The sequence below is a fragment of the Planotetraspora kaengkrachanensis genome (assembly GCF_016862895.1).
Taxonomy (GTDB): Bacteria; Actinomycetota; Actinomycetes; order Streptosporangiales; family Streptosporangiaceae; genus Planotetraspora; species Planotetraspora kaengkrachanensis.
The window spans coordinates 94,800-120,895 of sequence record NZ_BONV01000041.1 but is presented as its reverse complement, the minus strand read 5'-3'; the positions used below and the strand labels follow the sequence as shown (position 1 = coordinate 120,895).

The window sequence follows — 26,096 nt, the reverse complement described above, 5'->3', positions numbered from 1 at the left end:
CCTAGGGAGTGTCAGACAGGACCTAGCGCCGGGCGGAAAGTCTGCGGCGTCATGCGCGGGCGACGGCTAGAACTGATCGCATGACTCTTGACTGGAAGCTCGTCGTCGACTGCGCCGACCCCCACGCGCAGGCGGCGTTCTGGGCGGAGGCCCTCGGCTACGAGGTCGAGGACAACAGGGTGCTGATCGAGCGGCTCCTCGGTCTCGGCGTCGTCGAGGGCACCGCCCTGACGCCGGACCGGAAGGCCTGGAAGGGGCTGTGCGCCGTCCGGCATCCCGGGGATCCGGTCGATGCCGCCAGCGGCATGGGCCTCGGCAGGCGGATCCTCTTCCAGGCGGTCCCGGAGCCGAAGGTCGCCAAGAACCGGCTGCACATCGACCTCCACGCGGGACCCGACCGGCGTGACGAGGAGGTCGACCGGCTCAAGCGGCTCGGCGCGACCGTGTTGTGGACGGTCCAGGAGCCGGGGACGCATCACGTGACGATGGCCGACCCCGAGGGCAACGAGTTCGACGTGCAGTGAACCTCGCCCCGCGCCCCGGGTGAACCTCGCCGTGAGGTCCGCCCGGAGCTCAGAGCCAGCCGTTGTGGCGGGCCGTCCTGGCCGCCTCGATCCGGTTGCGGGTCCCGGTCTTGCCGATCGCCGAGGACAGGTAGTTGCGTACCGTGCTCTCCGACAGGTGGAGGCGCCGCGCGATGTCGGCGATGGTCGAGCCGTCCGCCGCGGCGGCGAGCACGTCACGCTCACGCTCGGTCAGCGGGCTCGGCCCCGTGCTGAGCGCCGCGGCGGCGAGCGCCGGGTCGATGACCCTTTCACCTCCGAGCACGCGGCGGACCGCGCCGGCCAGTTCCTCGACGGGGCCGTCCTTGACGAGGAAGCCGTAGGCGCCCGCCTCCATCGCGCGCCGCAGGTAACCGGGCCTGCCGAACGTGGTGAGGATCACGACCCGGCAGGCCGGCAGGCGCTCGCGCAGGTCGGCCGCCGCGTCGAGCCCGCTGCGCCCGGGCATCTCGATGTCCAGGAGCGCCACGTCGGGCAGCGTCTCGAGGGCGGTGGTCACGACGTCGTCGCCCGACGCCACCTGGGCGACGACCTCGATGTCGTCCTCCAGGCCGAGCAGGAGCGCCAGGGCGCCGCGCATCATGCCCTGGTCCTCCGCGAGCAGCACCTTGATCACGCGCTCTCTCCCCGCTCGGGCAGCGTCACGCGGAGCAGGAATCCCGCGCCGGGCCGCGGCCCGGCGTCCAGGGTCCCGTCCGCCGCGGCCACCCGTTCGCCCAGGCCGACCAGGCCGTTGCCCCGCGGGGCGGGGCCGGGGGCGCAGGCGCCGTCGTCGCGGATCTCCAGCACGAGCCCGCCCGGCTCGCGCAGGTCGATCTCGCAGGAGCGGGCGCCGCTGTGGCGGATGACGTTGGTCACCCCTTCGCGTACGGCCCAGCCGAGCAGGACGTCGGTCTCCGGCGGGAGCCGTAAGACGGGGGTGCGGACCGTGACGCCGATGCCGGCGTCGGTGAGCACCGTGCGGGCCGTCTCCAGTTCGGCGGCCAGCCCTCGCCCGCGATATCCGGTGACGGCGGCGCGGACCTCGGTGAGGGCCTCCCGCCCGATCTGCTCGATGTCCGCGGCCTGACGGGCGGCGCCGTCGGCGTCCTTGGGCGCCAGGCGGCGTACGGCCTCCGCCTTCACCACCATGACGGACAACGTGTGCCCGAGCAGGTCGTGCAGGTCCCGGGAGAAGCGCAGCCGCTCCTCGGAGACGGCGGCGCGGGCGAGTTCCTCCCGGGTCCGCTGCAGCTCCCTGATGGCGTCCCACAACCGGATCATGATCGCCGGAATGAGTCCGGCGGTGAAGATCCCCCACATCAGGAACACGGTGTCGCGGACGCCGGAGCCGATGGCGATCTGCACGCCGAGCGAGGCCAGGGCGAGGGCGGACAGCAGGATGGGGGGCCTGCGCCCCCTGGCGGACACCCCCAAGGCGATCGCGGTCATGACGAGCAGGAGGCTGAAGTTCCCGTGGAAGACCGCGGTGGCGGCGAACGCCACCGCGCCGAGCAGCGGCAGGAAGAGCCGTTCCGCCCGGCGCGAGCCCGCGAAGGACAGGCGGACGGTGACGACGTAGAGCGCGGTGCAGGCCGCCGTCACCGCCCAGGCGGCCCAGAGCGGATGAGCGTGGCCGTGCGCGATGTCCCACAGGGGACCGCCGGCGAGGGCGGCCCAGATGTACATGCCTTTGGCGTCGGGCCCCTGCTCGTCTTCGCCGAGCGGGTTCAGCCAGCGCACTTCGCCCGGTTCGTTCTGCTTCATCGGCAGCGATCGTCCCATAGCGTCACGCGGTCCGGCCCGCGCGGCGGTAGGCGTACAGGGCGTAGAGGCCGAACACGGCCAGCCACCCGCACAGGATCGCGATCGGACGCGCCCCGGGGGCGGCTCCGGAGGCGACGTCCCAGGACAGTGCCGCGTAGCTGTTCGACGGCGTCCATTCGGCGATCGCCCGCAGCCAGCCGGGGAACCCCGCCGTGGGGACCCACAGGCCCCCGACGATGGACAGGCCGAGGAAGGCCGCGATGTTGGCCATGGCGGCGGTCTGCCCGGTGAGGGCGTAACCGTTGCCCAGCCCGAGCAGTGCGAACGGGACCGTCCCCGCCCACAGCAGCCCCACGATGGACAGCCACTGCCCGGCGCTCAGCGCGACGTGGTTGACGAGCACGCCGGTGAGGAGCACGGCCGCGATGCTGGGCACGACTCCGACCGCACCGGTGACGACCTTGCCGGCGACCACGTGGACGGGCGCCAGCGGGGTGAGGCGCAACTGGCGCAGCCAGCCCGCGCTCCGGTCCTCGCCGATGCCGGTGCCGTTGTTGAACGCGCAGCCGAGCGCGCCGTACGCGGCCATGCTGACCATCGTGACGACGGCTCCCGACCGCCGGTCGCCGGGGGCCAGGGCGAGGTTGGACAGCACCAGGTACATGACGACGGGAGAGGCGATGCCGAAGATGACGTAGCCGCCGTCCCTGACGGTCCTGATCAGTTCGAGCCTGATGTAGCCGATCATCACACGGTCTCCTTGGCGGTGAGGGCCACGAAGGCGTCCTCGAGGTCGGCGGGGGTGACTTCGAGGTCGCGTACGGCTCCCGCCCGGGCGAGGGCCATGACGGTGGCGTCGGGGTCGTCGCTGCGCAGCTGCACGCGGTCGCCCCTGACCTCCAGGCGGCGCACGCCCGGGAGGCCGCCGAGCCAGGAGACCTCGCCGGAGGCCGTCAGGCTCACCGTGGTCAGGGCCACGACCTTCTTGATCTCCGCGCTGGTGCCGTCGGCGACCACGCGGCCCCGGTCGATGACGACGACGCGATCGGCCTGTTCGTCGGCCTCGTCGAGGTAGTGGGTGGAGAACAGGATGGTCTTGCCCCGGCCGGCCAGTGTGCGCATGCCGCTCCAGAACTGGCGGCGGGCCTCCACGTCGAGGGCGGCGGTCGGCTCGTCCAGGACGATCAGGCCGGGGTCTCCGACGAGAGCCATGGCGAAGCGCACTCTCTGGGCCTGGCCGCCGGAGAGCCTGTCCACCCTGCGGTTGTCCATGCCGGTCATCTGCGCCAGCGCGAGCACCTGACCGAGGGGCAGGGGGGCGCGGTAGGTGCCCGCGACGAAGGTCAGCAGCTCGCCGACCGTGACGCGGGGGATGAGCCCGCCCTCCTGCGGCATCGCGCCCGCGAGGCTCTGCCGTACGGCCTGGGCGGGGTCGAGGCCGAACAGGGCCACCTTGCCCGAATCCGGGGGGACCAGTCCGAGGAGCATGCCGATGGTGGTCGACTTGCCGGCGCCGTTCGGGCCGAGGAGGGCCACGGTCCGGCCCTGGGGGATGGCGAGCGTGAGGCCGTCGACTGCGCGGACGGCGCCGAAGCTCTTGGTCACCGCGGTCAGTGACACAGCGTCGATTTCCATGAGGGCAACGTTAGAAATCGGTGATCGTCGCAAGTAGATCCAACGATCCGGGCTTCGGCAGGACGAAAGTACTGGGAATATCGCCGGATCAGTCGCACGCTTATCGTGTAATCAAGTAAGCAATCATGGTGGGAGGTCCTGTGGCGCTCGACGCGTACTCCCAGATCGTCTCCTCGGTCGCGGCCGAACTGACCCCGAAGGTCGCGGCCGTCACGGCGGGCCGGGGGAGCGGGTCCGCGGTGGTCTTCACCGCGGACGGCTTCCTGCTCACCAACGCCCACGTGGTCGGCCGTGCGAAAACCGGCACCGTCGCGTTCTCCGACGGCGTCTCGGCCGACTTCACCGTCGTGGGCTCCGACCCCCTGTCGGACCTCGCGGTGATCCGCGCGCGCGGATCGGTGCCGGCGCCCGTCGTGCTGGGTGACAGCGACGGACTGGTCGTCGGGCAACTGGTCGTCGCCGTCGGCAACCCGCTCGGTCTCACCGGGTCGGTGACGGCGGGCGTCGTGTCCGCGCTCGGGCGCTCGCTGCCGGCCAGGAGCGGCTCCGCCGTACGGCTGATCGAGGACGTCATCCAGACGGACGCCGCGCTCAATCCGGGGAACTCCGGGGGAGCGCTGGCCGACGCCGAGGGCCACGTCGTCGGGATCAACACGGCGGTGGCGGGCGCCGGCCTCGGGCTGGCGGTGCCGATCAACTCCACCACCCGGTCGATCGTCGCGGCGCTGATGAGCGACGGCCGGGTGCGGCGTGCCTATCTGGGGCTGGTGACCACCCCCGCGCCGCTCCCGCCCGGCGTCCGCGAGCGCTTCGGGCAGCGCAGCGCGTTGCGGGTGATGGAGGTCGTGGCCGGATCGCCCGCCGCCACGGCCGGCCTGCGCGCGGGGGACCTGGTCCTGACCGCGGGCAGGAGGCCGGTGGAGGACGCCCAGGGCCTCCAGCGGCTGATGTTCGCCGAGGCGATCGGGAGGCCCCTGCCGATCACGGTCCTGCGCAACGACGCCCTCGTCGACGTCATCGCCGAGCCGGTCGAGCTCGGCCTGTCCACGCTCTGAATCCGGCGGCGGCGTGCCGGGCGCCGCGGATCAGCCGGCGCCGGCGAGAAGATCCGCCAGGTCGGCGGGGCGGGAGAGCATCGGCCAGTGTCCCGTCGGGAGGAAGAGCAACTCCCACTCCGGTCCAGACAGCGCCGCGAAGAACGGGTGCCCCGAGTCGATCATCGTTTTGACCTGGTCGGGGGAGAAGGAGCAGCTGATCAGCGTCTTGGGGAGCTTGTCGAACGCGCCGGTGAGGGAAAGCGGCTGCGTGATCGTGCCGAGCGGCTGGTCGGTGGCCCGCGCCGACATGAGCTCCCGCTCGCGTGGCCCCAGCCCTTCGATGCTCGCCCCTGAGTCCGCGAGTGCCTCCCACGCGGGGAACGGATACCGCCACCCGTCGGTCACGGTCGCTTCGAGGCCCTCCCGGCCGGTGAGGTCGATCTGCGCGGTGCCGGACGGCACCGGCCCGCTGTCGACGTAGACCACACGGCCGATCCGGTCCGCCGCCCGGTCGGCCGCTCCCGTGACCGCGGCGCCGCTGCCGCTGTGCCCGACCAGGACGACGTCGCGCAGATCTTCGAAGGTCAGCAGATTGGTGATGTCGCCGATGTGGGTGTCGAGGTCCAGGTCCGGCGAGGCGAGGTGCGAGCGGTCGGCGAGACCGGTGAGCGAGAGCGGGAAGACGGTGTGCCCCGCCGAGCGCAGTGCCGTCGTCACGCCCTGCCACGCCCACGCGCCGAGCCAGAAACCGGGAACGAGTACGAATGTCGTCATGAGTCGACGCTAGGACTGAATCCGGTCAGAATCGGTCCTGATATGTCGACGAATCGTGTGCTCGCCTTTCTGGAGCTCCTGCAGGCCCGTCCCGGCCTCACCGGCCCGGAGATCGCCGCCCGCCTCGAGGTGGGTGAGCGCACGGTCAGGCGTTACGCCGTACGGCTGTGCGACCTGGGCGTGCCCGTCGAGGCCGGCCGCGGCCGCTACGGCGGCTACCGCCTGACCCCGGGCTACAAGCTGCCGCCGCTGATGCTGACCGACGACGAGGCCACGGCCGTGGTGCTCGGCCTGCTGTCGGGACGGCGCACCGGCCCGGCGGTGGGGAAGGCGGCGGCCGAGAGCGCCCTCGCCAAGATCCAGCGGGTCCTGCCGAAGGACCTGCGCGAGCGGGTGGGCGCGCTGGAGGAGATCGTCGAACTCACGGCGCGGGCCACGGAGAACCAGCGGCCGAGCGCCGCGGCGCTGCTCACGCTCGCGGACTCGGTCCGCCGCCGGCGGCGGGTGCGGCTGGCCTACCGCTCCTTCGCCGGGGCCGACAGCGAGCGGGAACTCGACCCCTACGGCCTGGTCTTCCATTCCGGCAGGTGGTACCTGACCGGCCACGACCATCGCAGCGGGGAGGTGCGGACCTTCCGTGTGGACCGCGTCGCGAGCGTCGATGTCACCGAGGCGGTGTTCTCGCCGCCGGGACGGTTCGACCCGGTCGGCCACGTTCTGGAGTCCCTGGCGGGCGTGCCGTACCGGCACGAGGTCGAGGTCGTGCTGGACACGACCCCCGAGGAGGCCCGGCGGCGGATTCCCGCGTCCATGGCCGGGCTTTCCCCGGACGGGCGCGGCACGCGGATGACCGCCCGGGCCGAGCGGCTGGACGGCATGGCCCAGATGCTGGCCGGGCTCGGCTGGGCGTTCACCGTCGTCCGGCCGGACGAACTCAGGGAGGAGGTGCGGGCGCTGGCCCGGCGCCTCCTCACATCCGCGGAGGCGCCGGAGGCCGGGTCATCTCGGCTGGACGAGTGACGCGATGAGGTCCTCCCACCTCTTTCCGATGATCTCCATGTCGTAGCCCGCCGCGGTCTTCACGGCGTGCGAGGCGAGCGTGTGACGCAGGCTCTGGTCCTCGATGACCGTGCAGATTGCGTCGGCGAGGGCCTCGACGTCGCCCATGTCGACCACGAGCCCGTCGTGACCGTTCGTGATCAGCTCGGCGGGGCCGGTGGGGCAGTCGAAGCTCACGATCGGCAGGCCCTTGCTCATGGCCTCGAGGAGGACCATCGGCAGGCCCTCGAGCCGGGAGCTCAGCACGAACATGGACGCCTTGGCCATCTCCGCGCCGACGTCCGTGGCCGCGCCCTCGAGGACCACCTTCCCGGCCAGCCCGTGCTCGTCGATGGCCGCCCGCAGTTTGTCGCGTTTGCGGCCGCTGCCGAAGATGCGCATGGTCCAGTCGGGGTGGCGCGCCGCGACGTGGACCCAGGCCCGGATCAGCAGGTCGTGGCCCTTGGCATGGGTGAGGCGGCCGACGGTGATCGCCGTCTTGCCGGTCAGCGGGGAGATGCCGCCGTTCAGGCGCGTCACCGCGTTGGGCATCCGGGTGAGCACCCGCGGCCGGGCGAGCAGTGCGGCGTCGTAGGCCGCGAGGTCGGTCTCCGTCAGCGTCACGAGGGCGTCGAGCCTGCCGTAGCGGCGGACGATCTGCCGGCGCACCGGCCGCTGGTGGGAGGCGAGGTTGAGGTGCTCCTGCCCGACGGTGACGACCTCGGGCGGCGCGAACAGCGCGGTGAGGAGGTTCAGGGCGGGCCGGGTGCTGATGAGGACGCCCTCGCGGCGGGATCGGATGTACCGGATCAGCTTGATCTCGGTCTCGAGCGTGAACCACTTGTAGGCCGCCTCGTCCCTCGGGACGAGGAGAGCGGGGAGCCGCGACAGGAAGCCCTTGCGCCCGGCCACCCGGTCGTCGAGGTAACGGATGCGGACCCCGGGCGGGACGGGGAAGAAGGGGTTCTCCCGGTTCCTGACCACGCTGACGACCTCGACGTCGTGGGTGCGTGCGAGGTGGCCGGCCAGGTTGAAGACCGTCCGGATGGTGCCGCCCATGCCGTTGGCGTGCAGGAGCAGGATCCGGATCTGCCGGTCGCTCGGCGGCGGCGCCGAGCGGGCCCGTTGCCAGTCGCGGGCTCTCAGCGCCCCGAGCAGTGCCCGGCGGAGCACGTTGAGCAGCGGATTGACCACTGCCCGTGTTGCTTTCTTCGCGACTCGGCCGCGGAAGGTTTTCGACAAGTCATGTCCCGTTTATCTCGTGTTCAAGTCCCCCTTCTGAGACGCGATCACGGGAGCTCGCGTTGGTGTGATGTGCGTCACATCAGGCGCCAGATCGTGGCGGCCGTGACGGGCGCGTTCTCCAGCGGCGCCGGCACGAGGTGCCGCCCGGCCGGCTGGAAGCGATCTCGTGGCAGGTAGGAGCACGCACGCTCGGGATGCCCGACGAGCACCTCGCCCTCCGCCCGCTCCAGGAAGGGCATGACCCGGCGGGCGAGGGGGCGTTCGTAGAAGACGTCTCCGGCGAGGATCACCTCCTCCGCGGGCATCGAATCGAGGAGGTCGCCTCCCTGGACCGTAACCGTCACGCCGTTGGCGCGCGCGTTGAGCGCGGTCGCGGCCACGGCGTGCGGGTCGACGTCGTTGGAGGTCACCCGGGCCGCGCCCGCCAGGGCGGCGGCGACGGCGACCAGGCCGGAGCCGCCGGCCAGGTCGAGCACCGTGCGGCCGCGCACGAGCTCCGGATGGTCGAGGACGTGACGGGCGAGCGCCTGACCTCCCGCCCAGGCGTAGGCCCAGAACGGCAGCCGCCCGAGCCGCTCCCACATCTCGTAGAGCCGGTCGTCCTCGCCGTCCTCCGCCCGGGGACCGGCGGGTTCGGCGGCCCCCAGGCCGGCCCCGAAGCCGGCCCCTGGGGCGGGTTCGTGCGACGGGGAGGAAACGGCGGTGGCCGCGGGCCCCTCCGGTGCCGCGTCGGCCGGGCGGGCCAGGTGGAGCATGATCTCCGGCACGTACGGCACGGGGCCGAGGGCCGTATGGGCGCGGACGATCCGGCCGAACTCGTCTGACCTGCCCGTGTCGCCGGGCGCGGTGAACTCTTCCACGGCCGGGGATCGTAGCGGCCCGGGCGGTCCGTGCATGGCTGTCCGGCGTCTCAGATGAGCGTGAGTTGCTCGGGTGGGGGCGCCGCCGGCCCGGTGGGCCGCGTTCGCGGGGTGATCCGCCGGGCTTCGCGGGCGTTCGTCCGGCCGATGCCGAACTGCCGGGCGAGTTCCTCCACCTCCCGGCGGATGCGCTCCTGGTACGCCTTGGGGGCGTATGCGCCCCTGCCGTACATCTCCAGATAGCGCGGGACGAGGCGGGGGTGCTCGCGGGACAGCCAGGCCATGAACCACTCGCGCGCGCCGGGGCGCAGGTGGAGGGTGATGGGCGCGACGTGCGTGGCACCGCTGTCCGCGATTCGCCGGACGGTCTCGGCGAGCATCGCGGGCGAGTCGGTGAGGTAGGGGAGGATCGGGGCCATCAGGACGCCGCATCGGATGCCGTGGTCGTTGAGGGTGGCGCAGACATCCAGCCGCTTGCGCGGATGGGGTGTGCCCGGCTCGACCGCCCGCCACAGGGCGTCGTCCACGAAGCCGACAGAGACGGCCGTGCCGACGTCGGTCACCTCGGCGGCCTCGACGAGGAGGTCGAGGTCGCGCAGGATGAGGGACCCCTTGGTGAGGATCGAGAACGGGTTGGCGGCGTCCCTGAGGGCCGCCAGGATGCCCGGCATCAGCCGGTATCGGCCCTCGGCCCGCTGGTAGCAGTCGACGTTGGTGCCCATCGCGACGTGGTGGCCTGCCCACTTCGGGGCGGCGAGCTCCCTGCGGACCAGCTCGGGCGCGTTGATCTTGACGATGATCTTCGAGTCGAAGTCCTCGCCCGATCCGAGGTCCAGATACTCGTGCGTCTTCCTGGCGAAGCAGTAGGTGCACGCGTGGCTGCAGCCGCGGTAGGGGTTGATCGTCCACTCGAAGGGCACCCGGCTCGCCCCCGGGACGCGGTTGATGATCGACCGGGCGCGGACCTCGTAGAACGTGATGCCCCGGAAATCGGGCGTGTCGAATGTCCTCGCGACGGCGTTCCGCGCGAACAGCGGGGTGGCCGCCGTGTCCGTATCGTGATCGGTCAGACGCAGATTGTCCCAGCGCATTCCTTGATTGGAACAAAAGTTCGAGCGTGATCGCAACTTCCCAACGGATGGGTAAATACGGCCCCTGGAAAGCGGCTAACGATCTTCATCGTTGGGCAGAACGTCCGCACACACCTTGCGTTCATGGGAGGTGCGCCATGGCCTGGTCGCAGGACGACGCGCGGATGCTGGCGATCATCGAGCAGCATCTCACCGACGAGGACCCCCGCCTCGCGGCCCGGCTCGAGTCGTTCAACGAACGCGTGGAGCGGCGCGCGCAGGGACGGCAGGGCAAACCCACCCGGGCGCGGCGGCCGCAGCGGTCGACGGTGATCATCATCGTGAGCTGGCTCCTGATCGCGACCTTGATCACAACGTTATTGATCATGGCGTTGCACAACGACGCGGCCGCGTTCCCCATGTGAGCGGCGGCGCTTCGCACGCCGGGAGCCTCGCCCTCATGGGCGGGGATCCGGCGTTCCTGGGAGTAGCAGGGACAGGATCATTCGCCTCCGCGCACATAACGTGGAGGCATGGACGGAGGCAACTCGCTGGGCGAATTCCTGCGGGCGCGGCGAGAGCTGGTGCGCCCGCAGGACGTCGGGCTGCCTGCCATGGGACGCCGCCGGGTGCCCGGCCTGCGCCGTGAGGAGCTCGCCATGCTGGCGGGCATCAGCATCGACTACTGCGTGCGGCTGGAACAGGGCCGCGACCAGCATCCGTCCGAGCAGGTGCTCGAGGCGCTGGCCCAGGCTCTGCGGCTCGACGAGGACGCCACCGCCCACCTCTACCGGCTCGCGCGGCCCGCGGTGCGCCGGCGGGCGCCCCGCAAGCCCGAGAGGGTGCCGGCGGGCATCCAGCAACTCGTCATGTCGTGGGCCGACACCCCCGCCTACGTCCAGAGCCGTCATCTGGACGTCCTGCTCGCCAATCCCCTGGCGTCGGCGCTGTCCCCGATCTACGCCCGGGGGGTGAACCAGCTGCGGGCCGCGTTCCTCGACCCCGCGGTGCGCGACCTCTACCGCGACTGGGAGAAGATCACCGCGAGCACCGTGGCGGGGCTGCGCGCGCTCGCGGGCGACGAGACGCACGACCCGCGCGTGGCCGAACTGGTCGGCGAGCTGTCGGTGTGCAGCGAGCGGTTTCGCCGGCTGTGGGCCCGTCAGGACGTCAAGCAGAAGAGCAGCGGCGTCTTCCACCTCGACCACCCCCAGGTCGGGCCGCTCGAGCTGCGTTACGAGAAGCTGGCCGTCGTCGGCACCGACGGCCAGGTCCTGGTCGTCTACCACGCCGAGCCCGGCAGCGTCTCCGAGCAGGGGCTGGCCCTGCTGTCCGGTCTCGCCGGAGGGGCCAGGCAGATCGAGTGGTTCAGACAGGCGAACTCGGAGAGCTGACGCACCGCCCGGCCTCGCCCGGCTCAGCGGGCGAGGGCGTCCGCCGGTTCCCGCCGCTCACAGAGACTTGAGGAAGTCGGCGGCGATGGGCGCCGCCACGTCCCCGCCCATGCCGCCGGCCTCGACGACCACGGCGAAGGCGATGTCACCCCGGAAGCCGATGAACCAGGCGTGCGTCTGGATCTTGCCCGCCGGGCCGAACTCGGCCGTCCCGGTCTTGCCCGCGGTGCCCGACGGCAGCCCGGCCGCGTGCGCGGTGCCCTTGGTGACCACGGCCCGCATCATCTGCTGGAGCGGGGCGGCCACCCCGTCGGGCAGCGGCTTGGGGCGCAGCTTCTGCTTGAGCGCGGGAACCAGCGTGGGCGGCCGCCAGCTGCCGTCGGCCGCGGCCGCGGCCACCGTGGCCATCACCAGCGGGCTGGAGGTGATCCTGGCCTGCCCGAAGGCCTCGGAGGCCAGCTCGGCGTCGCTGGTGGCCTTGGGCATGCTGCCCTTCGTCGCCGGCACGCCGATGTTGAACGCCTGGTTGAACCCGAGCTGGGTGGCGATGTCGTAGAGCTTCTGCGCTCCCAGCTTCTCGGCGGCCAGCGGGGCGAAGGTCGTGTTGCACGAGTGGGCGTAGGAGTCGAGGAACGACAACGAGCCGAACGCCTCGTGGTCGGAGTTGCGGATGTCCAGTCCGCCGATCTTCGACTTCTCCGGGCAGGTGACCTTGGACGAGGGCGTCAGCCCTGCCGCGAGCAGTCCCGCCGCGGTGATCGTCTTGAACGTGGAGCCGGGCGGATAGGTGCCGCCGAGGGCCCGGTTGAAGCCGCCCACGCTGTTGGCGACGGCCACGATCTCACCGGTCGACGGGCGGATGGCCACGAGCGAGGTGGGCTTGTCGTTGTCCCGTACGGCGTCGGCCGCGGCGTTCTGCACGCGCAGGTCGATGCTCGTGGCGACGTCCTTGCCGGCCTTGCCCTCGATCGTGTGGAGGACCTTCTTCTCCGCGCCGGTCACCTGGATCTCGGTGGTGGGGGTTCCGGCCAGCTGCTTCTGGAAGGTCTCCTGGAGACCGCCCCTGCCGATGGCGTTCCCCACGCGGTAGGCGGTGCCGAGCTTCTTGACGTCCTTCGCGGTGGCCTTGTCGAGGTATCCCACGAGTTGCTGGACCGAGCCGCCGACGTCCCCGGTGTCGATGCGCTCGCCGTTCGCGGCCAGGATCACCGCGCGTTGCGGCCACGACGTCTTGATCGCCAGGTGGTTGGACCCGTCGAGGTCGGGGTGGACCGCCTTTGGCGACCAGTCCACCTTCCAGTAGTGGTCCTTGACCGCGAGATCGAGCGTGCCCTTGTAGGACCAGTCGCCGATGTTCTTGAGCGTGGCGGTGACGGTGTAGGTGGCCGTCGCTCGGTCGTTGACCGGCTTGCTCACGCTGAGGCCGCTCACGGCCACCTTGGTCGCGCCGAGGTTCTTGGTGAGCTCGGAGTAGACGGAGTCGAACGCCGGGTCGGCCGCCGTGAGATCGGTCTTCATGCCCGCGAGGTCGCCGCGCGTCCACGCAGCGGTGAACCGCTGCGCCGTCTCCTGAGGGGTGCCGCGGGTGTGGAGCACGTAGTACGCGCCCCCGGCGGCCGCGGCCACCACGAGCACGCCCGCGACCGATGTGATGGCGACGATTCGTCCTCGTGGCATGTGCACCCCCATGTCCTGAGCCCGCACGTCAACTTCAGAACGACTGCTCGCAGAGATTGCGGGACGACGGAGAGCCTAGCGTGGACAAATCGTTACCGACGCGCAAGTCAGGCGGCGTTCTTCACGCTGGTGCCGTACTTCGGCACGTACTCCTGCCCGGAGAGCTTCTGGATGGCCGCCATCACCTCGTCGGTCACGGCCCGGCGGTCGCGGGCGCTGGCGGCGTCTCCGGTGAAGGTCATGGGGGCGCCCAGGCGGATGCCGAACCGGCGCAGGCGCGGGATCGAGGTGCCGGGCGGCAGCACCTTCTCGGTCCCCAGCATCGCCACGGGGATCACCGGGGCGGCCGTCGTGAGAGTGAGCCACGCCACACCGATCTTGCCCCGGTAGAGGCGGCCGTCGGGGGAGCGGGTGCCCTCGGGATAGATGCCGAACATCTCGCCCGCCTCGAGCACCCCCACCGCGGAGTCGAGCATCGCCTGGGCGGCGGACGCGTTGTCCCTGTCGATCGGCATCGTCCCCATGGCCCCCATCCAGGTGGCGGTGAGGCGGTTGCCGGTGAAGTACTCGTTCTTGGCGACGAACCGCATCGGGCGTCGCAGCAGCGCGGGCAGGAAGAAGGAGTCCAGCACCGAGAGATGGTTGGACGCCAGGATCGCCGGGCCGTGCGCGGGGACGTGCTCCCGGCCTTCTACCTTCGGCCACCACAGCAGGCGGACCAGCGGAGCGGTGACCATCTTGGCGCTGCGGTAAAGCACGGGCTCTCCTCCGACGGATGATGCGATCAACCCTAGGCGGGGCCGATGCGCCCGGGAGTGTGTGGCTCGGGCAACTCCCGTTCACGTATTTTGTAGGGCTCCGCCAAATCGGCGGCCGCCCGGTTGGAGCAGGCGGCCCCGGCCGTCCCCGGACACACGAACGCCCCGCGAGGCAGATGCCTCGCGGGGCGTTCACGCCGAGGGCCGATGTGGCGGTCGCCTCCTCGGCGAGATGCACAACACGGCTCCAGCCGAACGGTATTCCGTGAAGGCGGTAATTGCGGCCCGGGGGACACAAACCACATCGGCCGACACTGAGCTTAACGGACTCTCAGGGATCCCTATTCCGGCGGCGATGCGGAATGTCCGTTATAGACCGATTCGGGAACAATCTTTTTCTGAGCGGACACGCGAAGGGCTAACCTCGGCGGGGCGGGAGAGGTCGTGAGGCGGGAGGAAACATGCTCGAGACCGAGCGGTTGTCGCTGCGGAGATGGCGGGAGGGCGACCTGGAGCCGTTCGCGGCCCTGAACGCGGACCCCGTGGTCATGGAGCACTTCCCCGCCGCCCTCTCCAGGGACGAGAGCGACGCCCTGGCCCGGCGGATCGAGGCCGGCTTCGAGGAGCACGGGTTCGGGCTGTGGGCCGTCGAGGCCGACGGGACCTTCCTCGGCTTCACCGGCCTTAGCGTCCCGCGGTTCACGGCCGCCTTCACGCCGTGCGTCGAGATCGGCTGGCGGCTGGCCAGGCACGCCTGGGGGTACGGCTACGCCACGGAGGCCGCGTCGGCCGTGCTGGACGACGCGTTCGGCCGGTTGGGCCTGCCGGAGGTCGTCTCGTTCACTGCCGTCGGGAATCTCAGGTCTCAGGCCGTGATGCGCCGGATCGGCATGTCGCGCGATCCGGCGGAGGATTTCGACCACCCGGCGCTCGCCGAGGACAGCCCCCTCCGGCGCCACGTCCTCTACCGGATCGGGCGCACTGCCGCCTGATCGTTCACGCGTCCACCAACGCGAACAGGTTGACCCGGGTCCGCTCGATCTGCTTGCGGTCGACGCCCTGCACGCCGCGCCGCGGCACTGGCCGTCCCCGTCCGGCGACGCGGCCGGCGAGAGCGGGCTGAGGGGCCGTCAGCTCGCCGGCGGGGCTCCGGGGATCCGCAGGCGGTCGACGGCCTCCCTGCGGCGGCGCTCGGGGCGCCGGTCATACCGGGCGGTCGTGGCCGGGGAGGCGTGCCCGACGAGCGCCTGGGCGGTCGCGAGGTCGACGCCGGCGTCGAGCAGTTCGCCGATGAACGTGCGGCGGAAGTCGTGCGGCGTCCGCTTCGAGGCTCCGGCCGAGGTGAGGCGGCGCGCGACGACGTCGGCGACCGCCTGGCCGGTCATGTGGGACAGGCGCAGACGCCCGGCCTTGTTGATGGGGCAGAACAGCGGCCCCGCCTGCCTGCCGCGTTCCGACAACCACAGGTCCAGGCGTTGCACCGCCTCGGGGGTGAGGTAGACGAGGCGTTCCTTGTCTCCCTTCCCGCGGACGCGCAGGGAACGGGCCGGCCGGTCGAAGTCGCCGAGCCGCAGACCGGCGAGTTCGGCCCGGCGGCATCCGGTCGAGTACAGCACCGCCAGCATGGCGCCGTCCCGGCGGCCGGCTGGGGAGTGGTCGTCGTCGCACGCCTCCAGGCAGGCCGCGAGAACCTCGGCGGGCACGTGGGCGCCCGCGGGCAGCCGGGTGTGCTTGAAGGCGGGCAGGTCGGCGGCCCGCTGGTAGTCCTCGCCGCTCATCAGGCCGAGGCGCCAGGCCTCCTTGAGCACGCGGCGCAGAGCGACCAGATGCTTGTTGACGTGCGCGGGGGACCAGCCCTGCTCACGCATCAGGGTGCGCAGGCGGACGGTGTGCTCGTAACGCAGCCGTTCCCACGGCTGGCCGGCACCCGTCGCGTCGGGATCTCCCGTGATCAGGCGGGCGAGACGGTCGAGGCACCCGCGCATGGTCCGCTTGGACTCGAGGCTCGGGAGCGCGTCGAGGTAGGCGTGGTACGGATCGGGCGCCGGCCGGGGCGCCGGGCTCCGGTCCGGTATGGCGGGGGTGTCCATCACGCCCGATCGTAATAGAAATCTACATTGTAAAGGCGCTGGGGGTGAGGAAATTCGCTCAACCTGCCAGAACACCCGAACCTGCAGCGATCATCACCAGCCGTCCGGGCCGGTCGGCGGGCCGTTTAAGTGGTTGACGCGTCCCCGGGCGTTGCCGTTGAGTGTCGCGATGCCTCGACTTCGCATCGAACAGGTCGGCGACGCCACGCTCGAAGACTGGCGCCACGTCCACAACGTGATCATCCCGTCGGATCCCCTGTCGGCCGATGAGGTCCGTGAGCGGGCCGGGCGCAACCATCTGGAGGTCGCGTATCTCGGCGACGAGCTCGTCGGCTGCACGACCGTGCGTCCTCCGGTGGGCGGCTCCGCGACGTCCACGGTGATCGTCCGCGTGCTTCCCGCCCATCGGCGGAACGGGTACGGCGGGGAGCTGTACGAGAGGGAGATGGCCCACGCCCGGACGTCGGGGGCCCGGACGATCGAGACGGTGGTCCTGGCCTCGAACGTGGACGGGCTGCGGTTCGCGCTGTCCCACGGGTTCGTGGAGGTGTCGCGCCACCTCCCGCCGGACGACGACGACCCGTTCATCACCCTGAGACTCCAGTGACCCCCCTCAGTTAGGTGTGATCATGCCCCCGCCCAATTTGGGTGTGATCATGCACAGGTTCGGCGACAGGCGTTCTCACCAGCGGCGACGCGCACCGTGATCATGCACGCTTTCGGGGAGGCACCCGCTGACCTGGGAGGTCGTCGTGCGTGATCATGCGGCGTCGACGGTCTCCGCGGCCTCGGCCTCCTCGGCACGGCGCGAGCGGCCCATCCGGACGGCGGCGGACGCGCCGATCAGCAGGGCCGCGACGGCGGCCGTCAGCCAGACGTTGCCTATCTCCGCGGCGGCGTGACCAACGATCGCGTCCGTGGCCACCCACGCGGTCCCGCCCACCAGGACCCAGGCGACGAACCGCCGGTACGGCATGCCGAGCGTTCCGGCCAGAACCGGGATGAGCGAGTCCATGACCGGCAGGAAGTAGGAGAGCGCGAGCGCGGGGCCGCTGCGCCCCAGAACATGGCGTGCCCGTTGCCAGCGCTCGTCGCCGATTCGCGACCCCCATCGGCCGTGCACGAGGCGGGAGCCGTACCGGCGGCCGAGGAGGTGGCCGACGGACGCGCCCGTCACGCACCCGGCAGAACCGGAGGCGATCACCGCCGCGACCTCGGCCGGTCCGCCGGCCGCGGTCCCCGCCAGGATGATGAGCGCGTCGGCCGGGATCACGAGGCCGATCAGCAGCATGCCGTCCAGGACGAGGAAACCGAACAGTGCCGCGCAGACGATGAGGAGGCTCTGGTCTCTCAGGACGTCCAGCACGAGATCAAGCCTCGTCGAGGCGGGGGCGGAGGGGCATCGGGAGCGACCCTGACGCGTCCCTGATACCCGGCGGCCAGAAGGAGGAGGGCGGGGGTACTCCCGTCGTGTGACGGCTGCCGTGCGCGGATCGGACGGATCCGGACGGGGCCGCCGAACGCTCGTCAGAAAAGGATCAGGACGTCACTCGGGCTGGTCCCAGATGCTGGGGGGATAGGGGGTGGCGCGGTCGGACGGCCAGTCGAGCGCGGAGGACGCGGCGTCCAGGTCGTCGGTGGCGATCACGAGCCGGACGCCGCCGAAGGTGGTGTAGGCCAGGTCGATGTTGACGCCGGCGTCGGCGAGCTCTCTGGCGAGTTCGCCGAGCGTGCCGGGCCGGTGCTCGACGTCGACGACCATGACCGGGCGCACCTCGACCACGCCCATGCCGGCGGATTCGAGCGTTTCGCGGCACCGGGCCGCCACGTCGTCGTCGACGAGGATGTGCACGACGCCCTTCCCGTCCCCGGTGACGGCGGCGAGGCCGAGCACGTTCACGCCGGACTCCCCGGTGATCTCTCCCAGTCGGGCCAGCTCACCGGGTCGGTCGTTGAGGATCACCTCGATGTCCGTCGCCATGGCCCTTCAATTTTCCCATGAAGGCACATATTGGACACAGTGGGTTGCCTGGTCAGCGGTCGAGCCGGGCGTAGCGGCGTACGGCGAGGGGGAAGAAGATCGCGGTCAGCGCCAGCGGCCAGAACAGGGCCATCGCCAGTGAGTGCTCGGCGATCCACGATCCGCCGCCGGTGGGATTGCCGAACAGCTCACGGGTGGCCGTGATCGTGGCGGCCAGCGGATTCCACTCCGCCACGGCGGCCAGCCAGCCCGGCATCGTGTCCGTCCAGACGAACGCGTTGGACAGGAAGCCGATGGGCCACACCAGGATCTGGAGGGCCATCACGGCGTCGGGGGAGCCGATGGCGAGCCCGAGGTGGATGCCGATCCACAGGAAGGCCAGGCGCAGGAGCAACAGCAGGCCGATGGCCGCGGCGGCCCTGCCCCAGCCCTCGTGCCAGCGCCAGCCGACGGCGAGGCCGCACAGGACGAGCACCGCGAGTCCGAGGACGCTGTTGATCATGTCGGCCGCGCACCGGCCGACCACGACCGCGGAGCGGGAGACCGGCATCGAGCGGAACCGGTCGGTCACACCCTTGGCGGCGTCGGCGGCGACCGCGGTGAAGGTCGCCTCGACGCCGAAGAGCATGCTGAGTGCGAACATGCCGGGCATGAGGAACTCCCGGTAGTCGCCGCCTCCGGGTACGGCCATGCCGCCGCCGAAGAGGTAGCCGAACATCAGCACGATCATGACGGGGAACAGCAGGCCGACGGCCACCTGGCCGGGCTGCCTGGCCCAGTGCGCCAGGATGCGCGCGGTCATGGTCCAGCCGTCGGCCACCGCCCACTTCAGCCGCGAGGCCGGGCCGTACGGGATGTGCGGGGCGTGTGGGGTGGCCGTGGTCATGCGGCGACCTCCTTCCGGGAGTCTTCGGGTCCGGTCAGGTGGAGGAACACCTCGTCGAGGGTGGGTCTGCGGACGCCGATGTCCTCGACGGCGAGTCCGGTGGTCTCGAGTTCACGGGCGAGTTCGGCGAGGGCGGCGGCCTTCTCGCGCACGGGCGCGCTGACACGGCGCGTGTCGGCGTCGAGCGTGACCTTCGCGCCGGTGGCCCGCTCGAGGACGCCGGTCGCCGCCTGGAGGTCGGCGGCGTCATGGACGACCACCTCGACGCGGTCGCCGCCCAGCGCCGACTTGAGCTCCCGCGGGGTCCCCTCGGCGATCACCTTCCCGGTGTCCATGATCGCGATTTGGTCGGCGAGCTGGTCGGCCTCCTCCAGGTACTGCGTGGTGAGCAGGGCGGTGCGGCCCGTGGCGACGAGCGCGCGTACGGCCTCCCATACCTCGCCCCTGCCGCGCGGGTCGAGGCCGGCCGTCGGCTCGTCGAGGAACAGCACGGGTGGGGCGAGGATCATGCTGACCGCCAGGTCGAGGCGGCGGCGCATCCCTCCGGAGAACTGTTTGACCGGCTTGTCTCCCGTCTCCGCCAGGCCGAACCGTTCGAGCAGTTCGTCGGCGCGGGAGCGGGAGCGGGCGCGGCCCAGGTGGGACAGCCGCCCGAACATGACCAGGTTCTGCCGTGCGCCGAGCACCTCGTCGACGGCGGCGTTCTGGCCCACGAGCCCGATGTGCGAGCGGACCTGTGCGGCCTGCCGCACGACGTCGTGGCCCGCCACCGAGGCGCGGCCGCCGTCGGGCCGCAGCAGCGTGGTCAGCATGCGCACCACCGTCGTCTTGCCCGCGCCGTTGGGGCCGAGCAGCCCGCACACGCCGCCCTCGGGCACGGTCAGGTCGAAGCCCTCGACCGCCGGGGTTTCGCCGAAGCGCTTGCGCAGCCCTTCCGCGATTACCGCGAACGTCATCTCCGCCTCCTGTCCTCTCGGTTCCGTACGTTGTACCGTACAGCATACGGTACGGTGTCGGGGATAGACTTCGCGGCGATGACGGAGTACACGGGCAGGGGAGATCCGGCGCGAAGCCTGGCCATCCTGTGGCGCACGGGGGAGCGGACGAGCAGGAAGGGCAAGCCCGACCTGAGCGTCGAGGTGATCGTGCGGGCCGCCGTCGAGGTGGCCGACGCCGAGGGGATCGCCGCGCTGTCGATGCGCAAGGTGGCCGAGCGGCTCGGCGTCGGCACGATGTCGCTCTACACCTACGTGCCGGGCAAGGCAGAGCTGCTCGACGTCATGTTCGACGTGGTCTGCGGCGAGGTGGCCATGCCCGAGGACGTGCCCGGCGGCTGGCGGGGCAGGCTGGAGCTGGTCGCCAGGGAGAACCTGGCCCTGTTCCAGCGGCATCCGTGGATGTTGCACGTGTCCGCCACCCGTCCGCCCCTGGGGCCGAACATCGTCGCCAAGTACGACTACGAGCTGCGGGCCGTCGACGGCATCGGGCTGGACGACGTCGAGATGGACTCGGTGATCACCTTGGTCGACGGGTACGTGACCGGCGCGGCGCGGGGGGCGGTGGAGGCGGCGCAGGCGGAGGGCAGCACCGGGATGACCGACGAGGAGTGGTGGTACGCCCATTCCCCGTTCTTCGCCAAGGTCTTCGACCCCGCCCGGTACCCCCTCGCAACCCGGGTCGGCGCGGCCGCCGGCGAGGCCCACAACGCGGCCTACGATCCCCGGCACGCGTTCGAGTTCGGTCTGCAGCGCGTGCTCGACGGCATCGAGACGTTCATCGCGTCCCGCGCGGTGCGTCGGGCCGAGTCCGGGGAAGCTGAACGGTAGGACCGTCCGCCCGGGACGGTGGGCGGGGGAGGCGGGATGCGGGCTGCGGCGACCGCCCCGAGCGCGGAAGGGCCGGCCCGTGCCGGGCCGCGGATCCTCACGACCGCGCTGACGCTGGCGACGGGGGCGACCAACGGGATCAGCTTCTTCGGGCTGGGCGGCGTCTTCACCAGCGTCATGACCGGGAACCTGGTCCTGCTCGGCCTCGCCGCGGGCCGTCCCGACGCGACCCTCGCCGCGCACGCGCTGGGGGCCATCGCCGGGTTCGTCGCCGGCGTGCTCGCGGGCAGCCACGTCATCGGCCGGACGGCGCCGGGCCATCCCGGCTGGGGCGTCCGGGTGGCGATCGTGCTGGGGGCCGAGTTCCTGATGCTGGCCGGGCTGCTGGGGGTGTGGGCGGCCGAGGGCGGGCATCCCACGGCGGGTGTGCGGCTCACGCTCGCGGGTGTGGCGTCGCTGGCCATGGGCGTGCAGAGCGCGGTGATCAGGACCTTCGGGGTCCCCGGCCTGTCGACCACCTTCTTCACCGGGACGCTCACGGGCGTTGTGGCGGGCCTGGTCATCGAGGGACGGGTGCAGTGGCACAACGTCGTGCTGCTCGCGTCCGTGGTCGTCGGGGCGGCGGCCGGCGGATGGATGGTCGATCACGGCGGTCCTTACGCGCCGGTCGTGCCCACCGCGCTCCTGGCGCTCGTGCTCGCCGGTCTGTGGCCGCTCGCCGTACGGCCGGGCCGTACGGCGGCGCGATCGTGACCGGACTCATCGGGACGGCGGCCTCAGGGGGTTCGGCTCACGTGGCAGCCTCGAGGATCTCCAGGTAGTGGCGGTTGTACATCACGCCGAGGATGTTCCCGAACGGATCGACGACGGACGCGGTGACGAAGCCGGGTCCCCTCTCGACCGGCTTCTCGTGCACCGCGGCACCCATGGAGATCAGCCGGTCGAACGCGGCCCGGACGTCGTCGACGTGCCAGTAGATCATGGCGCCGCCGGGCCCGTCCGGCCGGTCGTGTGGGGCGAACCGGCTGTCGACGATCCCGAGCTCGTGCTCGTAGTCGCCGACGCGGAACTCGACGTACGCGGGCGGCCCGCCGACCGGTCGGGTGAAGTACGGCTCGGCGCCGAGCAGTTCGGTGTACCAGCTCGCCGCGGCCGTAACGTCGTCGGCGAAGAGGCTGACGGTGGTGAGTCCTCGCAACATCGGTGGTTCCTCCCTGGCGGTTGACGACAGGTCCATCCTCCGACCTGAAGTGCTCACCAATTGAGCACTTTGATGGAGAAACTGGGGTATGCGCGCTGACCGCCTCGTCGCCACCCTCCTTCTCATGCAGGCCCGCGGCCGCGTGACCGCCGCCGAGGTCGCCGGAGAGCTCGAGGTGTCGGTCGCCACCGCCCGCCGTGACCTGGAGGCGCTGTCCGCGGCGGGCGTCCCGGTGTACCCGCAGCCGGGGCGCGGCGGCGGCTGGTCGCTCGTCGGCGGCGCCAGGACCGACCTCACCGGCCTGTCGGCGACCGAGGCGCAGGCGTTGTTCCTGCTCGTCGGGCCGGCCGCGTCCGTCTCGGGCGAGGCCAAGGCGGCGTTGCGCAAACTCGTGCGGGCGCTGCCGAGGACCTTCCAGGCGGACGCCGAGGCCGCCGCCGGCGCCACGGTGATCGACCACGCCCGGTGGGGCGAGCACGACCGTCAGCGGCCGGAATTAGTCGAAGTGCTGCAGGCCGCCGTGATCCGGCGACGGAAGGTCCGGCTGACCTACACCGACGGCGCCAGGAAGCGGACGGAACGGCTCGTCGACCCGTGGGGCGTGGTCGGCAAGGGCGAGATCTGGTACCTGCTCGCGGGGACCGAGCGAGGCCGGCGGACGTTCCGGGTCGACCGGATCGCCGGTGCCGAGCCGACCGACCAGCCGTCCGAGCGCCCGGACGGCTTCACGCTCGCCGCCGCGTGGCGCGAGGTGGTCGGCGATGTGGAGCGGCGGCGTTCCCGCACCTGGGCGACGGCACTCGTCCAGGCCAGGTTCGTGCCGGTGCTGCGAAACCAGTTCGGGCGGCACTGTCACGTCGAAGGCGAGGTCGAGGACGGGCGTGCCCGGGTCCGCCTGGGGGCGCCGACGCCGCTGGACATCGCCAGGCACCTCGCGGGGTGGGGCACGATGATCGAGGTCGTCGACCCTCGATCCGTCCAGGACGAGCTGGGACGGATCGGGGCCGAACTGTCCGTCATGTACGGCCAGGCCCCCGAATGATTTGATCTACATTGTAAAGGCGCCCGGTTCGGCGAGGTGGTGGTGCCTCGCCGAACCCCGAATCCGCGCCGAATCGGCCCGCCCGAGCCAGTCGTCAGCGGTTGACCCCGGACATCTGCGCGGCGTTGTAGCGCTCGCCTGACACCTGGGCGGCCAGGGATTCGAGCGCCTCGACGTCGGCGGAGCCGAGTTCGATCTCGGTGGCGGCCGCGTTCTCCTCCAGGCGGCTGACGCGCTTGGTGCCGGGGATCGGCACCACGTCGTCGCCCTGGGCCAGCACCCAGGCGAGCGCGACCTGCGCGGGCGTGGCGCCGGCGCCCGACGCGATCTCACCGATCTTCGCCGCGAGCGCGTGGTTGGCGGCGAAGTTGTCACCCTGCCAGCGCGGGTGCGTGTGGCGTACGTCGCCGGCCGCGAGATCGCCGGGCCCGCTGAACGCCCCGGCCAGGAAGCCGCGGCCCAGCGGGCTGTAGGCGACGAGACCGATGCCGAGCTCGCGCAGCGCCGGCAGGAGCTCGGTTTCGATGTCCCTGGTGAACAGGGAGTACTCGTACTGTCCTGCGGTGATCGGGTGGACCGCGTGGGCTCGGCGTACGGTCGCGGGGGCCGCCTCGGAGATGCCCAGGTGGCGGACCTTGCCGGCCTCGACCAGTTCCTTGAGCGCCCCCCAGGTGTCCTCGATCGGGACGCCGGGGTCGATCCTGTGCTGGTAGTAGAGGTCGATGTGGTCGACGCCGAGCCGTTCGAGGGAGGCGTCGCAGGCCTTGCGCACGTAGTCGGGCCTGCCGTTGTGTCCCAGCCGGGTGCCGTCGGGCAGGCGTTCGATGCCGAACTTGGTGGCCAGGACGACCTCGTCGCGGCGGCCGCGGAGGGCCGCGCCGACCAGCCGCTCGTTGGTGAAGGGCCCGTACGCGTCGGACGTGTCGAGGAAGGTGACGCCGAGGTCGAGCGCACGGTGGATCGTGTCGGTCGACTCGGTGTCGTCGCCGGGACCGTAGAAGTCGCTCATCCCCATGCAGCCGAGTCCGAGCGCGGACGTGCGCAGGCCCTGGCCGAGTGTGCGCTGCTTCATGGCTTCTCCATCGTCGGGTTCGTGCGTCATGTCGTGGTGGCCGGTCGCGGGGGGTGGCGCCGCGATCTCCGGGATCAAGTCTTCTCCTCGGGAAGCGCGCTGTGCGAAGCGGCCCCCGGCTCGGGGCCTTCGGATCTTTGGGCGGGTGAGCCCCGATCACACGGCTCGAGGGTTCCCGGCCTGCGGCGGAAGGAATTGTCGGTGCGGACGGGCACCATGGCGGCATGGCTTCATGGCAGGAGATCGAGAAGGAGATTCCCGACCTGGCCGCGCGCGTGCTGGCGGTCATGGGGAAGCGCAAGCACAAGACGATGGCCACGCTGCGCGGGGACGGCTCGCCGCGCATCAGCGGGATCGAGGTCGACTTCAAGGACGGCGAGATCTGGCTGGGCTCGATGGCCGGCGCGGTGAAGGGGCGCGACCTCAAGCGAGATCCCCGGCTGGCGATCCACGGCACGTCGGACGACCCGGACGAATCCAATCCGAGCGCGTGGGACGGCGACGCGAAGCTCACGGGCAGGGCGGTCGAGATCACCGACCCGGCGGTGCGCGAGCGGTTCGGCGCGTCCGAGGTGGGTTCCGACCTGTTCCGGGTGGACGTCACCGAGGTCGTGCTGACGAAGGTCGACGCGGCGGGGGAGTACCTCGTGGTCGAGATGTGGCATGAGGGTGAGGGAGCCAGGGTGGTCCGCCGCAAGTGATCGGCCCGATGCACGGGAGGCGCGCGGCCGGTACGAGGGAGGCGCCGGGACGGGTGACCCAGGGCCCATCGCCGGGCCATCGCCGGTCGGCGGGAGCTCAGTGCACGCTGAAGCCTCCGTCGACGCGGATTTCCTGACCGGTGACATACGCGGAGGCGTCACCGGCCAGGAAGACCGCGGCCCCGGCGAAGTCGGCGGGGACGGCGTTGCGGCCGATCATCGAGCGGGCGGCGAGCTCCTCCACGCGCCCGGGCACGGCCTGGGCCGGCTCGGTCAGGGGAGTGAGCACGAAGCCGGGGATGATCGTGTTGCTGGTGACACCCGACGCCGACCATGCCTCGGCCTGGGAGCGTGTCAGCCCGCAGATGCCCGCCTTGGAGGCTCCGTAGGCGCCGCTGTCGCCGAAGGCGCTGATCGACTGCTGGGAGCCGATGTTGATGATCCGGCCCCGGCCGCGGGCGGCCATGCGCGGGCCGAAGCACTGGCCGAGCAGGAAGGGCGCGGTGAGGTTCACCGCGATGGTTTGGTCGTAGTCGTCGGGGGTGAGCTCGGCCAGGGGCAGCCGGATGTTGTTGGCGGCGTCGTTGACGAGGATGTCGATGTCGCCGAAGAAGCGGGGCGCCTGTTCGCACACGCGGGCGACGGCGGTCCGGTCGGCGAGGTCGGCGCTGATCGCGGCGGCGCGCACGCCGTGTCCTTCGAGGCGGCCGACGGCTTCGGCCAGCTCCCGCTCGCGCCGGGCCACGATGACGACGGCGGCGCCGGCACGGCCGAGCGCCTCGGCGATGGTGGCGCCGATGCCGGAGCTCCCTCCGGTCACCAGGGCGACGCGGTCAGTGAGAGAGAACAGCGATTCGAGATATGCCGACATGTGGCGGAAAGCTATCAGTGCTGATCACCGTCATTGCGCGGGGGAGTGCTCTTCCGCCGCCATGTCCCGCATGGCCTGCTGTATCTTCCGCATGACGGTCTCCATCGTCCGCAGGGTCTCGGTGTCGAGATGCTCCAGGAGCCTGCGGTAGCCGGCGGTTCCGGCGTCGATGATCTCGGCGGTGAGCCGCCTGCCCGCCTCGGTGAGCTCGACCCGGCGGACGCGGCGGTCGTTCGGGTCCTCCCGGCGGGTGACCAGGCCCTGGGCGGCGACGCGGTCGACGATCCCGGTCACGGTGCCGAGGCCGACGTGGAGATGGCGGGCCAGCTCCTGCCCGGAGGTCGACCCGTGGAAGGACAGGAACATCACGACCTTGAGCTGCTGCATGGTCAGGTTGGAGGCCATGATGGGCAGCGACCGGTCGCGGGCGAAGAAGCGGCCCATGCCGCGCTGCAGTTCGGCGAGCCGGGTGATGATCTCGTCCCGCTCGCCGGCCGGGTCCTGACCGGTGCCCCGCGTGCCGCCGTCCGCGCCGCCGGGCCGCCCTGTTCGACAGTCGCTCACGTTCACCTCTCGCCGGGAGAGGTTACCAGAAGTTAATGCCTCGCTAAATGTTCGCACCAAGCGAA

At 71.4% G+C, this 26,096-nt stretch carries 30 protein-coding genes; 11 read left to right on the top strand and 19 right to left on the bottom strand.

Annotated elements, in window-relative coordinates; translation table 11 throughout:
- Positions 1-80: 80 nt before the first annotated feature.
- Positions 81-524, top strand: coding sequence for a VOC family protein (locus Pka01_RS33115; RefSeq protein ID WP_203886890.1), 444 nt, complete (start codon positions 81-83; stop codon positions 522-524).
- A 49-nt stretch (positions 525-573) separates the two neighbouring features.
- Here Pka01_RS33115 and Pka01_RS33110 read toward each other — a convergent pair whose 3' ends face one another.
- The 4 genes from Pka01_RS33110 to Pka01_RS33095 are packed head-to-tail and all read right to left on the bottom strand — an operon-like array spanning position 574 to position 3,944.
- Entirely contained in the window at positions 574-1,179 is a 606-nt protein-coding gene (locus Pka01_RS33110; RefSeq protein ID WP_203886889.1) for a response regulator transcription factor, read from the bottom strand.
- The gene (locus Pka01_RS33105; RefSeq protein WP_203886888.1) at positions 1,176-2,309 is read right to left on the bottom strand and encodes a sensor histidine kinase; all 1,134 of its coding nucleotides are present in this window, start codon (positions 2,307-2,309) and stop codon (positions 1,176-1,178) included. Before Pka01_RS33105 ends, Pka01_RS33110 begins: the two co-directional genes overlap by 4 nt.
- A 22-nt stretch (positions 2,310-2,331) precedes the next feature.
- Positions 2,332-3,057, bottom strand: coding sequence for an ABC transporter permease (locus Pka01_RS33100; RefSeq protein ID WP_203886887.1), 726 nt, complete (start codon positions 3,055-3,057; stop codon positions 2,332-2,334).
- Positions 3,057-3,944, bottom strand: coding sequence for an ABC transporter ATP-binding protein (locus Pka01_RS33095; RefSeq protein WP_203886886.1), 888 nt, complete (start codon positions 3,942-3,944; stop codon positions 3,057-3,059). The genes Pka01_RS33100 and Pka01_RS33095 overlap by 1 nt, the downstream gene beginning before the upstream one ends.
- A 140-nt stretch (positions 3,945-4,084) precedes the next feature.
- On the opposite strand from Pka01_RS33095, the gene Pka01_RS33090 reads away from it, so the two are divergent.
- Positions 4,085-4,999 (top strand): S1C family serine protease, encoded by a 915-nt coding sequence (locus Pka01_RS33090; RefSeq protein WP_203886885.1) that lies wholly within the window; start codon positions 4,085-4,087, stop codon positions 4,997-4,999.
- A 30-nt stretch (positions 5,000-5,029) separates the two neighbouring features.
- On the opposite strand, the gene Pka01_RS33085 is transcribed toward Pka01_RS33090, so the two are convergent.
- Positions 5,030-5,755, bottom strand: coding sequence for an alpha/beta fold hydrolase (locus Pka01_RS33085; protein ID WP_203886884.1), 726 nt, complete (start codon positions 5,753-5,755; stop codon positions 5,030-5,032).
- A 42-nt stretch (positions 5,756-5,797) separates the two neighbouring features.
- Here Pka01_RS33085 and Pka01_RS33080 point away from each other — a divergent pair, with 42 nt between their 5' ends.
- Positions 5,798-6,775, top strand: coding sequence for a helix-turn-helix transcriptional regulator (locus Pka01_RS33080; RefSeq protein WP_203886883.1), 978 nt, complete (start codon positions 5,798-5,800; stop codon positions 6,773-6,775).
- Here Pka01_RS33080 and Pka01_RS33075 read toward each other — a convergent pair.
- From Pka01_RS33075 to Pka01_RS33065, 3 genes are all read right to left on the bottom strand, one after another.
- The gene (locus Pka01_RS33075) at positions 6,755-7,987 is read right to left on the bottom strand and encodes a glycosyltransferase family 4 protein (protein WP_239115732.1); all 1,233 of its coding nucleotides are present in this window, start codon (positions 7,985-7,987) and stop codon (positions 6,755-6,757) included. The two genes, Pka01_RS33080 and Pka01_RS33075, sit on opposite strands and share 21 nt — an antisense overlap.
- Positions 7,988-8,112: 125 nt before the next feature.
- On the bottom strand, positions 8,113-8,898 hold the full coding sequence (locus Pka01_RS33070) for a class I SAM-dependent methyltransferase (RefSeq protein ID WP_203886882.1): 786 nt from the start codon (positions 8,896-8,898) through the stop codon (positions 8,113-8,115).
- Positions 8,899-8,948: 50 nt separating this feature from the next.
- On the bottom strand, positions 8,949-9,989 hold the full coding sequence (locus tag Pka01_RS33065; RefSeq protein WP_203886881.1) for an Rv2578c family radical SAM protein: 1,041 nt from the start codon (positions 9,987-9,989) through the stop codon (positions 8,949-8,951).
- A gap of 137 nt (positions 9,990-10,126) precedes the next feature.
- Here Pka01_RS33065 and Pka01_RS33060 point away from each other — a divergent pair, with 137 nt between their 5' ends.
- A complete protein-coding gene (locus tag Pka01_RS33060; protein ID WP_203886880.1) occupies positions 10,127-10,393 on the top strand; it encodes a DUF3040 domain-containing protein in 267 nt (88 codons plus the stop codon).
- Between the two features lie 108 nt (positions 10,394-10,501).
- Positions 10,502-11,362 (top strand): helix-turn-helix transcriptional regulator, encoded by an 861-nt coding sequence (locus Pka01_RS33055; protein WP_203886879.1) that lies wholly within the window; start codon positions 10,502-10,504, stop codon positions 11,360-11,362.
- A gap of 57 nt (positions 11,363-11,419) precedes the next feature.
- Here the strand turns inward: Pka01_RS33055 and Pka01_RS33050 are convergent, their stop codons facing one another.
- On the bottom strand, positions 11,420-13,039 hold the full coding sequence (locus tag Pka01_RS33050) for a penicillin-binding transpeptidase domain-containing protein (RefSeq protein WP_203886878.1): 1,620 nt from the start codon (positions 13,037-13,039) through the stop codon (positions 11,420-11,422).
- Positions 13,040-13,146: 107 nt separating this feature from the next.
- On the bottom strand, positions 13,147-13,797 hold the full coding sequence (locus tag Pka01_RS33045; RefSeq protein WP_373318208.1) for a lysophospholipid acyltransferase family protein: 651 nt from the start codon (positions 13,795-13,797) through the stop codon (positions 13,147-13,149).
- A gap of 461 nt (positions 13,798-14,258) precedes the next feature.
- Between Pka01_RS33045 and Pka01_RS33040 the strand changes: the two genes are divergently transcribed.
- Positions 14,259-14,789 (top strand): GNAT family N-acetyltransferase, encoded by a 531-nt coding sequence (locus tag Pka01_RS33040; RefSeq protein ID WP_203886877.1) that lies wholly within the window; start codon positions 14,259-14,261, stop codon positions 14,787-14,789.
- A 138-nt stretch (positions 14,790-14,927) separates the two neighbouring features.
- Here the strand turns inward: Pka01_RS33040 and Pka01_RS33035 are convergent, their stop codons facing one another.
- Complete coding sequence (locus Pka01_RS33035) at positions 14,928-15,887, bottom strand: tyrosine-type recombinase/integrase (RefSeq protein WP_203886876.1); 960 nt, start codon at positions 15,885-15,887, stop codon at positions 14,928-14,930.
- Positions 15,888-16,056: 169 nt separating this feature from the next.
- On the opposite strand from Pka01_RS33035, the gene Pka01_RS33030 reads away from it, so the two are divergent.
- On the top strand, positions 16,057-16,494 hold the full coding sequence (locus Pka01_RS33030; RefSeq protein ID WP_203886875.1) for a GNAT family N-acetyltransferase: 438 nt from the start codon (positions 16,057-16,059) through the stop codon (positions 16,492-16,494).
- Positions 16,495-16,647: 153 nt separating this feature from the next.
- Here the strand turns inward: Pka01_RS33030 and Pka01_RS33025 are convergent, their stop codons facing one another.
- The 4 genes from Pka01_RS33025 to Pka01_RS33010 form a co-directional block, all read right to left on the bottom strand.
- On the bottom strand, positions 16,648-17,253 hold the full coding sequence (locus Pka01_RS33025) for a DedA family protein (RefSeq protein ID WP_203886874.1): 606 nt from the start codon (positions 17,251-17,253) through the stop codon (positions 16,648-16,650).
- Positions 17,254-17,433: 180 nt separating this feature from the next.
- Positions 17,434-17,868 carry a hypothetical protein gene (locus Pka01_RS33020; RefSeq protein ID WP_203886873.1) on the bottom strand — a complete coding sequence of 145 codons (435 nt, stop codon included), beginning with the start codon at positions 17,866-17,868 and terminating at the stop codon, positions 17,434-17,436.
- A gap of 52 nt (positions 17,869-17,920) precedes the next feature.
- Positions 17,921-18,754 carry an ABC transporter permease gene (locus Pka01_RS33015; RefSeq protein ID WP_203886872.1) on the bottom strand — a complete coding sequence of 278 codons (834 nt, stop codon included), beginning with the start codon at positions 18,752-18,754 and terminating at the stop codon, positions 17,921-17,923.
- Positions 18,751-19,710, bottom strand: coding sequence for an ATP-binding cassette domain-containing protein (locus Pka01_RS33010; RefSeq protein WP_203886871.1), 960 nt, complete (start codon positions 19,708-19,710; stop codon positions 18,751-18,753). Before Pka01_RS33010 ends, Pka01_RS33015 begins: the two co-directional genes overlap by 4 nt.
- Positions 19,711-19,788: 78 nt before the next feature.
- Here Pka01_RS33010 and Pka01_RS33005 point away from each other — a divergent pair, with 78 nt between their 5' ends.
- Entirely contained in the window at positions 19,789-20,580 is a 792-nt protein-coding gene (locus Pka01_RS33005) for a TetR/AcrR family transcriptional regulator (RefSeq protein WP_203886870.1), read from the top strand.
- A gap of 36 nt (positions 20,581-20,616) precedes the next feature.
- Complete coding sequence (locus Pka01_RS33000) at positions 20,617-21,333, top strand: YoaK family protein (protein WP_203886869.1); 717 nt, start codon at positions 20,617-20,619, stop codon at positions 21,331-21,333.
- A gap of 37 nt (positions 21,334-21,370) precedes the next feature.
- On the opposite strand, the gene Pka01_RS32995 is transcribed toward Pka01_RS33000, so the two are convergent.
- Positions 21,371-21,781, bottom strand: coding sequence for a VOC family protein (locus Pka01_RS32995; protein WP_203886868.1), 411 nt, complete (start codon positions 21,779-21,781; stop codon positions 21,371-21,373).
- 88 nt (positions 21,782-21,869) lie between these two features.
- On the opposite strand from Pka01_RS32995, the gene Pka01_RS32990 reads away from it, so the two are divergent.
- A complete protein-coding gene (locus Pka01_RS32990; protein ID WP_203886867.1) occupies positions 21,870-22,823 on the top strand; it encodes a helix-turn-helix transcriptional regulator in 954 nt (317 codons plus the stop codon).
- A gap of 94 nt (positions 22,824-22,917) precedes the next feature.
- Here the strand turns inward: Pka01_RS32990 and Pka01_RS32985 are convergent, their stop codons facing one another.
- Positions 22,918-23,895: an aldo/keto reductase gene (locus tag Pka01_RS32985; protein WP_203886866.1), complete on the bottom strand. Its 978-nt coding sequence runs from the start codon at positions 23,893-23,895 to the stop codon at positions 22,918-22,920.
- A gap of 224 nt (positions 23,896-24,119) precedes the next feature.
- Between Pka01_RS32985 and Pka01_RS32980 the strand changes: the two genes are divergently transcribed.
- On the top strand, positions 24,120-24,596 hold the full coding sequence (locus Pka01_RS32980; protein ID WP_203886865.1) for a pyridoxamine 5'-phosphate oxidase family protein: 477 nt from the start codon (positions 24,120-24,122) through the stop codon (positions 24,594-24,596).
- 97 nt (positions 24,597-24,693) lie between these two features.
- Here Pka01_RS32980 and Pka01_RS32975 read toward each other — a convergent pair whose 3' ends face one another.
- The gene (locus Pka01_RS32975) at positions 24,694-25,467 is read right to left on the bottom strand and encodes an SDR family NAD(P)-dependent oxidoreductase (RefSeq protein ID WP_203886864.1); all 774 of its coding nucleotides are present in this window, start codon (positions 25,465-25,467) and stop codon (positions 24,694-24,696) included.
- A gap of 30 nt (positions 25,468-25,497) precedes the next feature.
- Positions 25,498-26,031 carry a MarR family winged helix-turn-helix transcriptional regulator gene (locus tag Pka01_RS32970; protein WP_239115729.1) on the bottom strand — a complete coding sequence of 178 codons (534 nt, stop codon included), beginning with the start codon at positions 26,029-26,031 and terminating at the stop codon, positions 25,498-25,500.
- Between the last annotated feature and the right edge of the window lie 65 nt (positions 26,032-26,096).

Bases quoted from the DNA above. Each gene is read 5' to 3' on its own strand.
- Pka01_RS33115 (WP_203886890.1), top strand. From the start codon at position 81: ATGACTCTTGACTGGAAGCTCGTCGTCGACTGCGCCGACCCCCACGCG.
- Pka01_RS33105 (WP_203886888.1), bottom strand. From the start codon at position 2,309: ATGAAGCAGAACGAACCGGGCGAAGTGCGCTGGCTGAACCCGCTCGGC.
- Pka01_RS33100 (WP_203886887.1), bottom strand. From the start codon at position 3,057: ATGATCGGCTACATCAGGCTCGAACTGATCAGGACCGTCAGGGACGGC.
- Pka01_RS33095 (WP_203886886.1), bottom strand. From the start codon at position 3,944: ATGGAAATCGACGCTGTGTCACTGACCGCGGTGACCAAGAGCTTCGGC.
- Pka01_RS33085 (WP_203886884.1), bottom strand. From the start codon at position 5,755: ATGACGACATTCGTACTCGTTCCCGGTTTCTGGCTCGGCGCGTGGGCG.
- Pka01_RS33080 (WP_203886883.1), top strand. From the start codon at position 5,798: ATGTCGACGAATCGTGTGCTCGCCTTTCTGGAGCTCCTGCAGGCCCGT.
- Pka01_RS33065 (WP_203886881.1), bottom strand. From the start codon at position 9,989: ATGCGCTGGGACAATCTGCGTCTGACCGATCACGATACGGACACGGCG.
- Pka01_RS33060 (WP_203886880.1), top strand. From the start codon at position 10,127: ATGGCCTGGTCGCAGGACGACGCGCGGATGCTGGCGATCATCGAGCAG.
- Pka01_RS33055 (WP_203886879.1), top strand. From the start codon at position 10,502: ATGGACGGAGGCAACTCGCTGGGCGAATTCCTGCGGGCGCGGCGAGAG.
- Pka01_RS33050 (WP_203886878.1), bottom strand. From the start codon at position 13,039: ATGCCACGAGGACGAATCGTCGCCATCACATCGGTCGCGGGCGTGCTC.
- Pka01_RS33040 (WP_203886877.1), top strand. From the start codon at position 14,259: ATGCTCGAGACCGAGCGGTTGTCGCTGCGGAGATGGCGGGAGGGCGAC.
- Pka01_RS33035 (WP_203886876.1), bottom strand. From the start codon at position 15,887: ATGGACACCCCCGCCATACCGGACCGGAGCCCGGCGCCCCGGCCGGCG.
- Pka01_RS33030 (WP_203886875.1), top strand. From the start codon at position 16,057: ATGCCTCGACTTCGCATCGAACAGGTCGGCGACGCCACGCTCGAAGAC.
- Pka01_RS33020 (WP_203886873.1), bottom strand. From the start codon at position 17,868: ATGGCGACGGACATCGAGGTGATCCTCAACGACCGACCCGGTGAGCTG.
- Pka01_RS33015 (WP_203886872.1), bottom strand. From the start codon at position 18,754: ATGACCACGGCCACCCCACACGCCCCGCACATCCCGTACGGCCCGGCC.
- Pka01_RS33010 (WP_203886871.1), bottom strand. From the start codon at position 19,710: ATGACGTTCGCGGTAATCGCGGAAGGGCTGCGCAAGCGCTTCGGCGAA.
- Pka01_RS33005 (WP_203886870.1), top strand. From the start codon at position 19,789: ATGACGGAGTACACGGGCAGGGGAGATCCGGCGCGAAGCCTGGCCATC.
- Pka01_RS33000 (WP_203886869.1), top strand. From the start codon at position 20,617: ATGCGGGCTGCGGCGACCGCCCCGAGCGCGGAAGGGCCGGCCCGTGCC.
- Pka01_RS32995 (WP_203886868.1), bottom strand. From the start codon at position 21,781: ATGTTGCGAGGACTCACCACCGTCAGCCTCTTCGCCGACGACGTTACG.
- Pka01_RS32990 (WP_203886867.1), top strand. From the start codon at position 21,870: ATGCGCGCTGACCGCCTCGTCGCCACCCTCCTTCTCATGCAGGCCCGC.
- Pka01_RS32985 (WP_203886866.1), bottom strand. From the start codon at position 23,895: ATGAAGCAGCGCACACTCGGCCAGGGCCTGCGCACGTCCGCGCTCGGA.
- Pka01_RS32980 (WP_203886865.1), top strand. From the start codon at position 24,120: ATGGCTTCATGGCAGGAGATCGAGAAGGAGATTCCCGACCTGGCCGCG.
- Pka01_RS32975 (WP_203886864.1), bottom strand. From the start codon at position 25,467: ATGTCGGCATATCTCGAATCGCTGTTCTCTCTCACTGACCGCGTCGCC.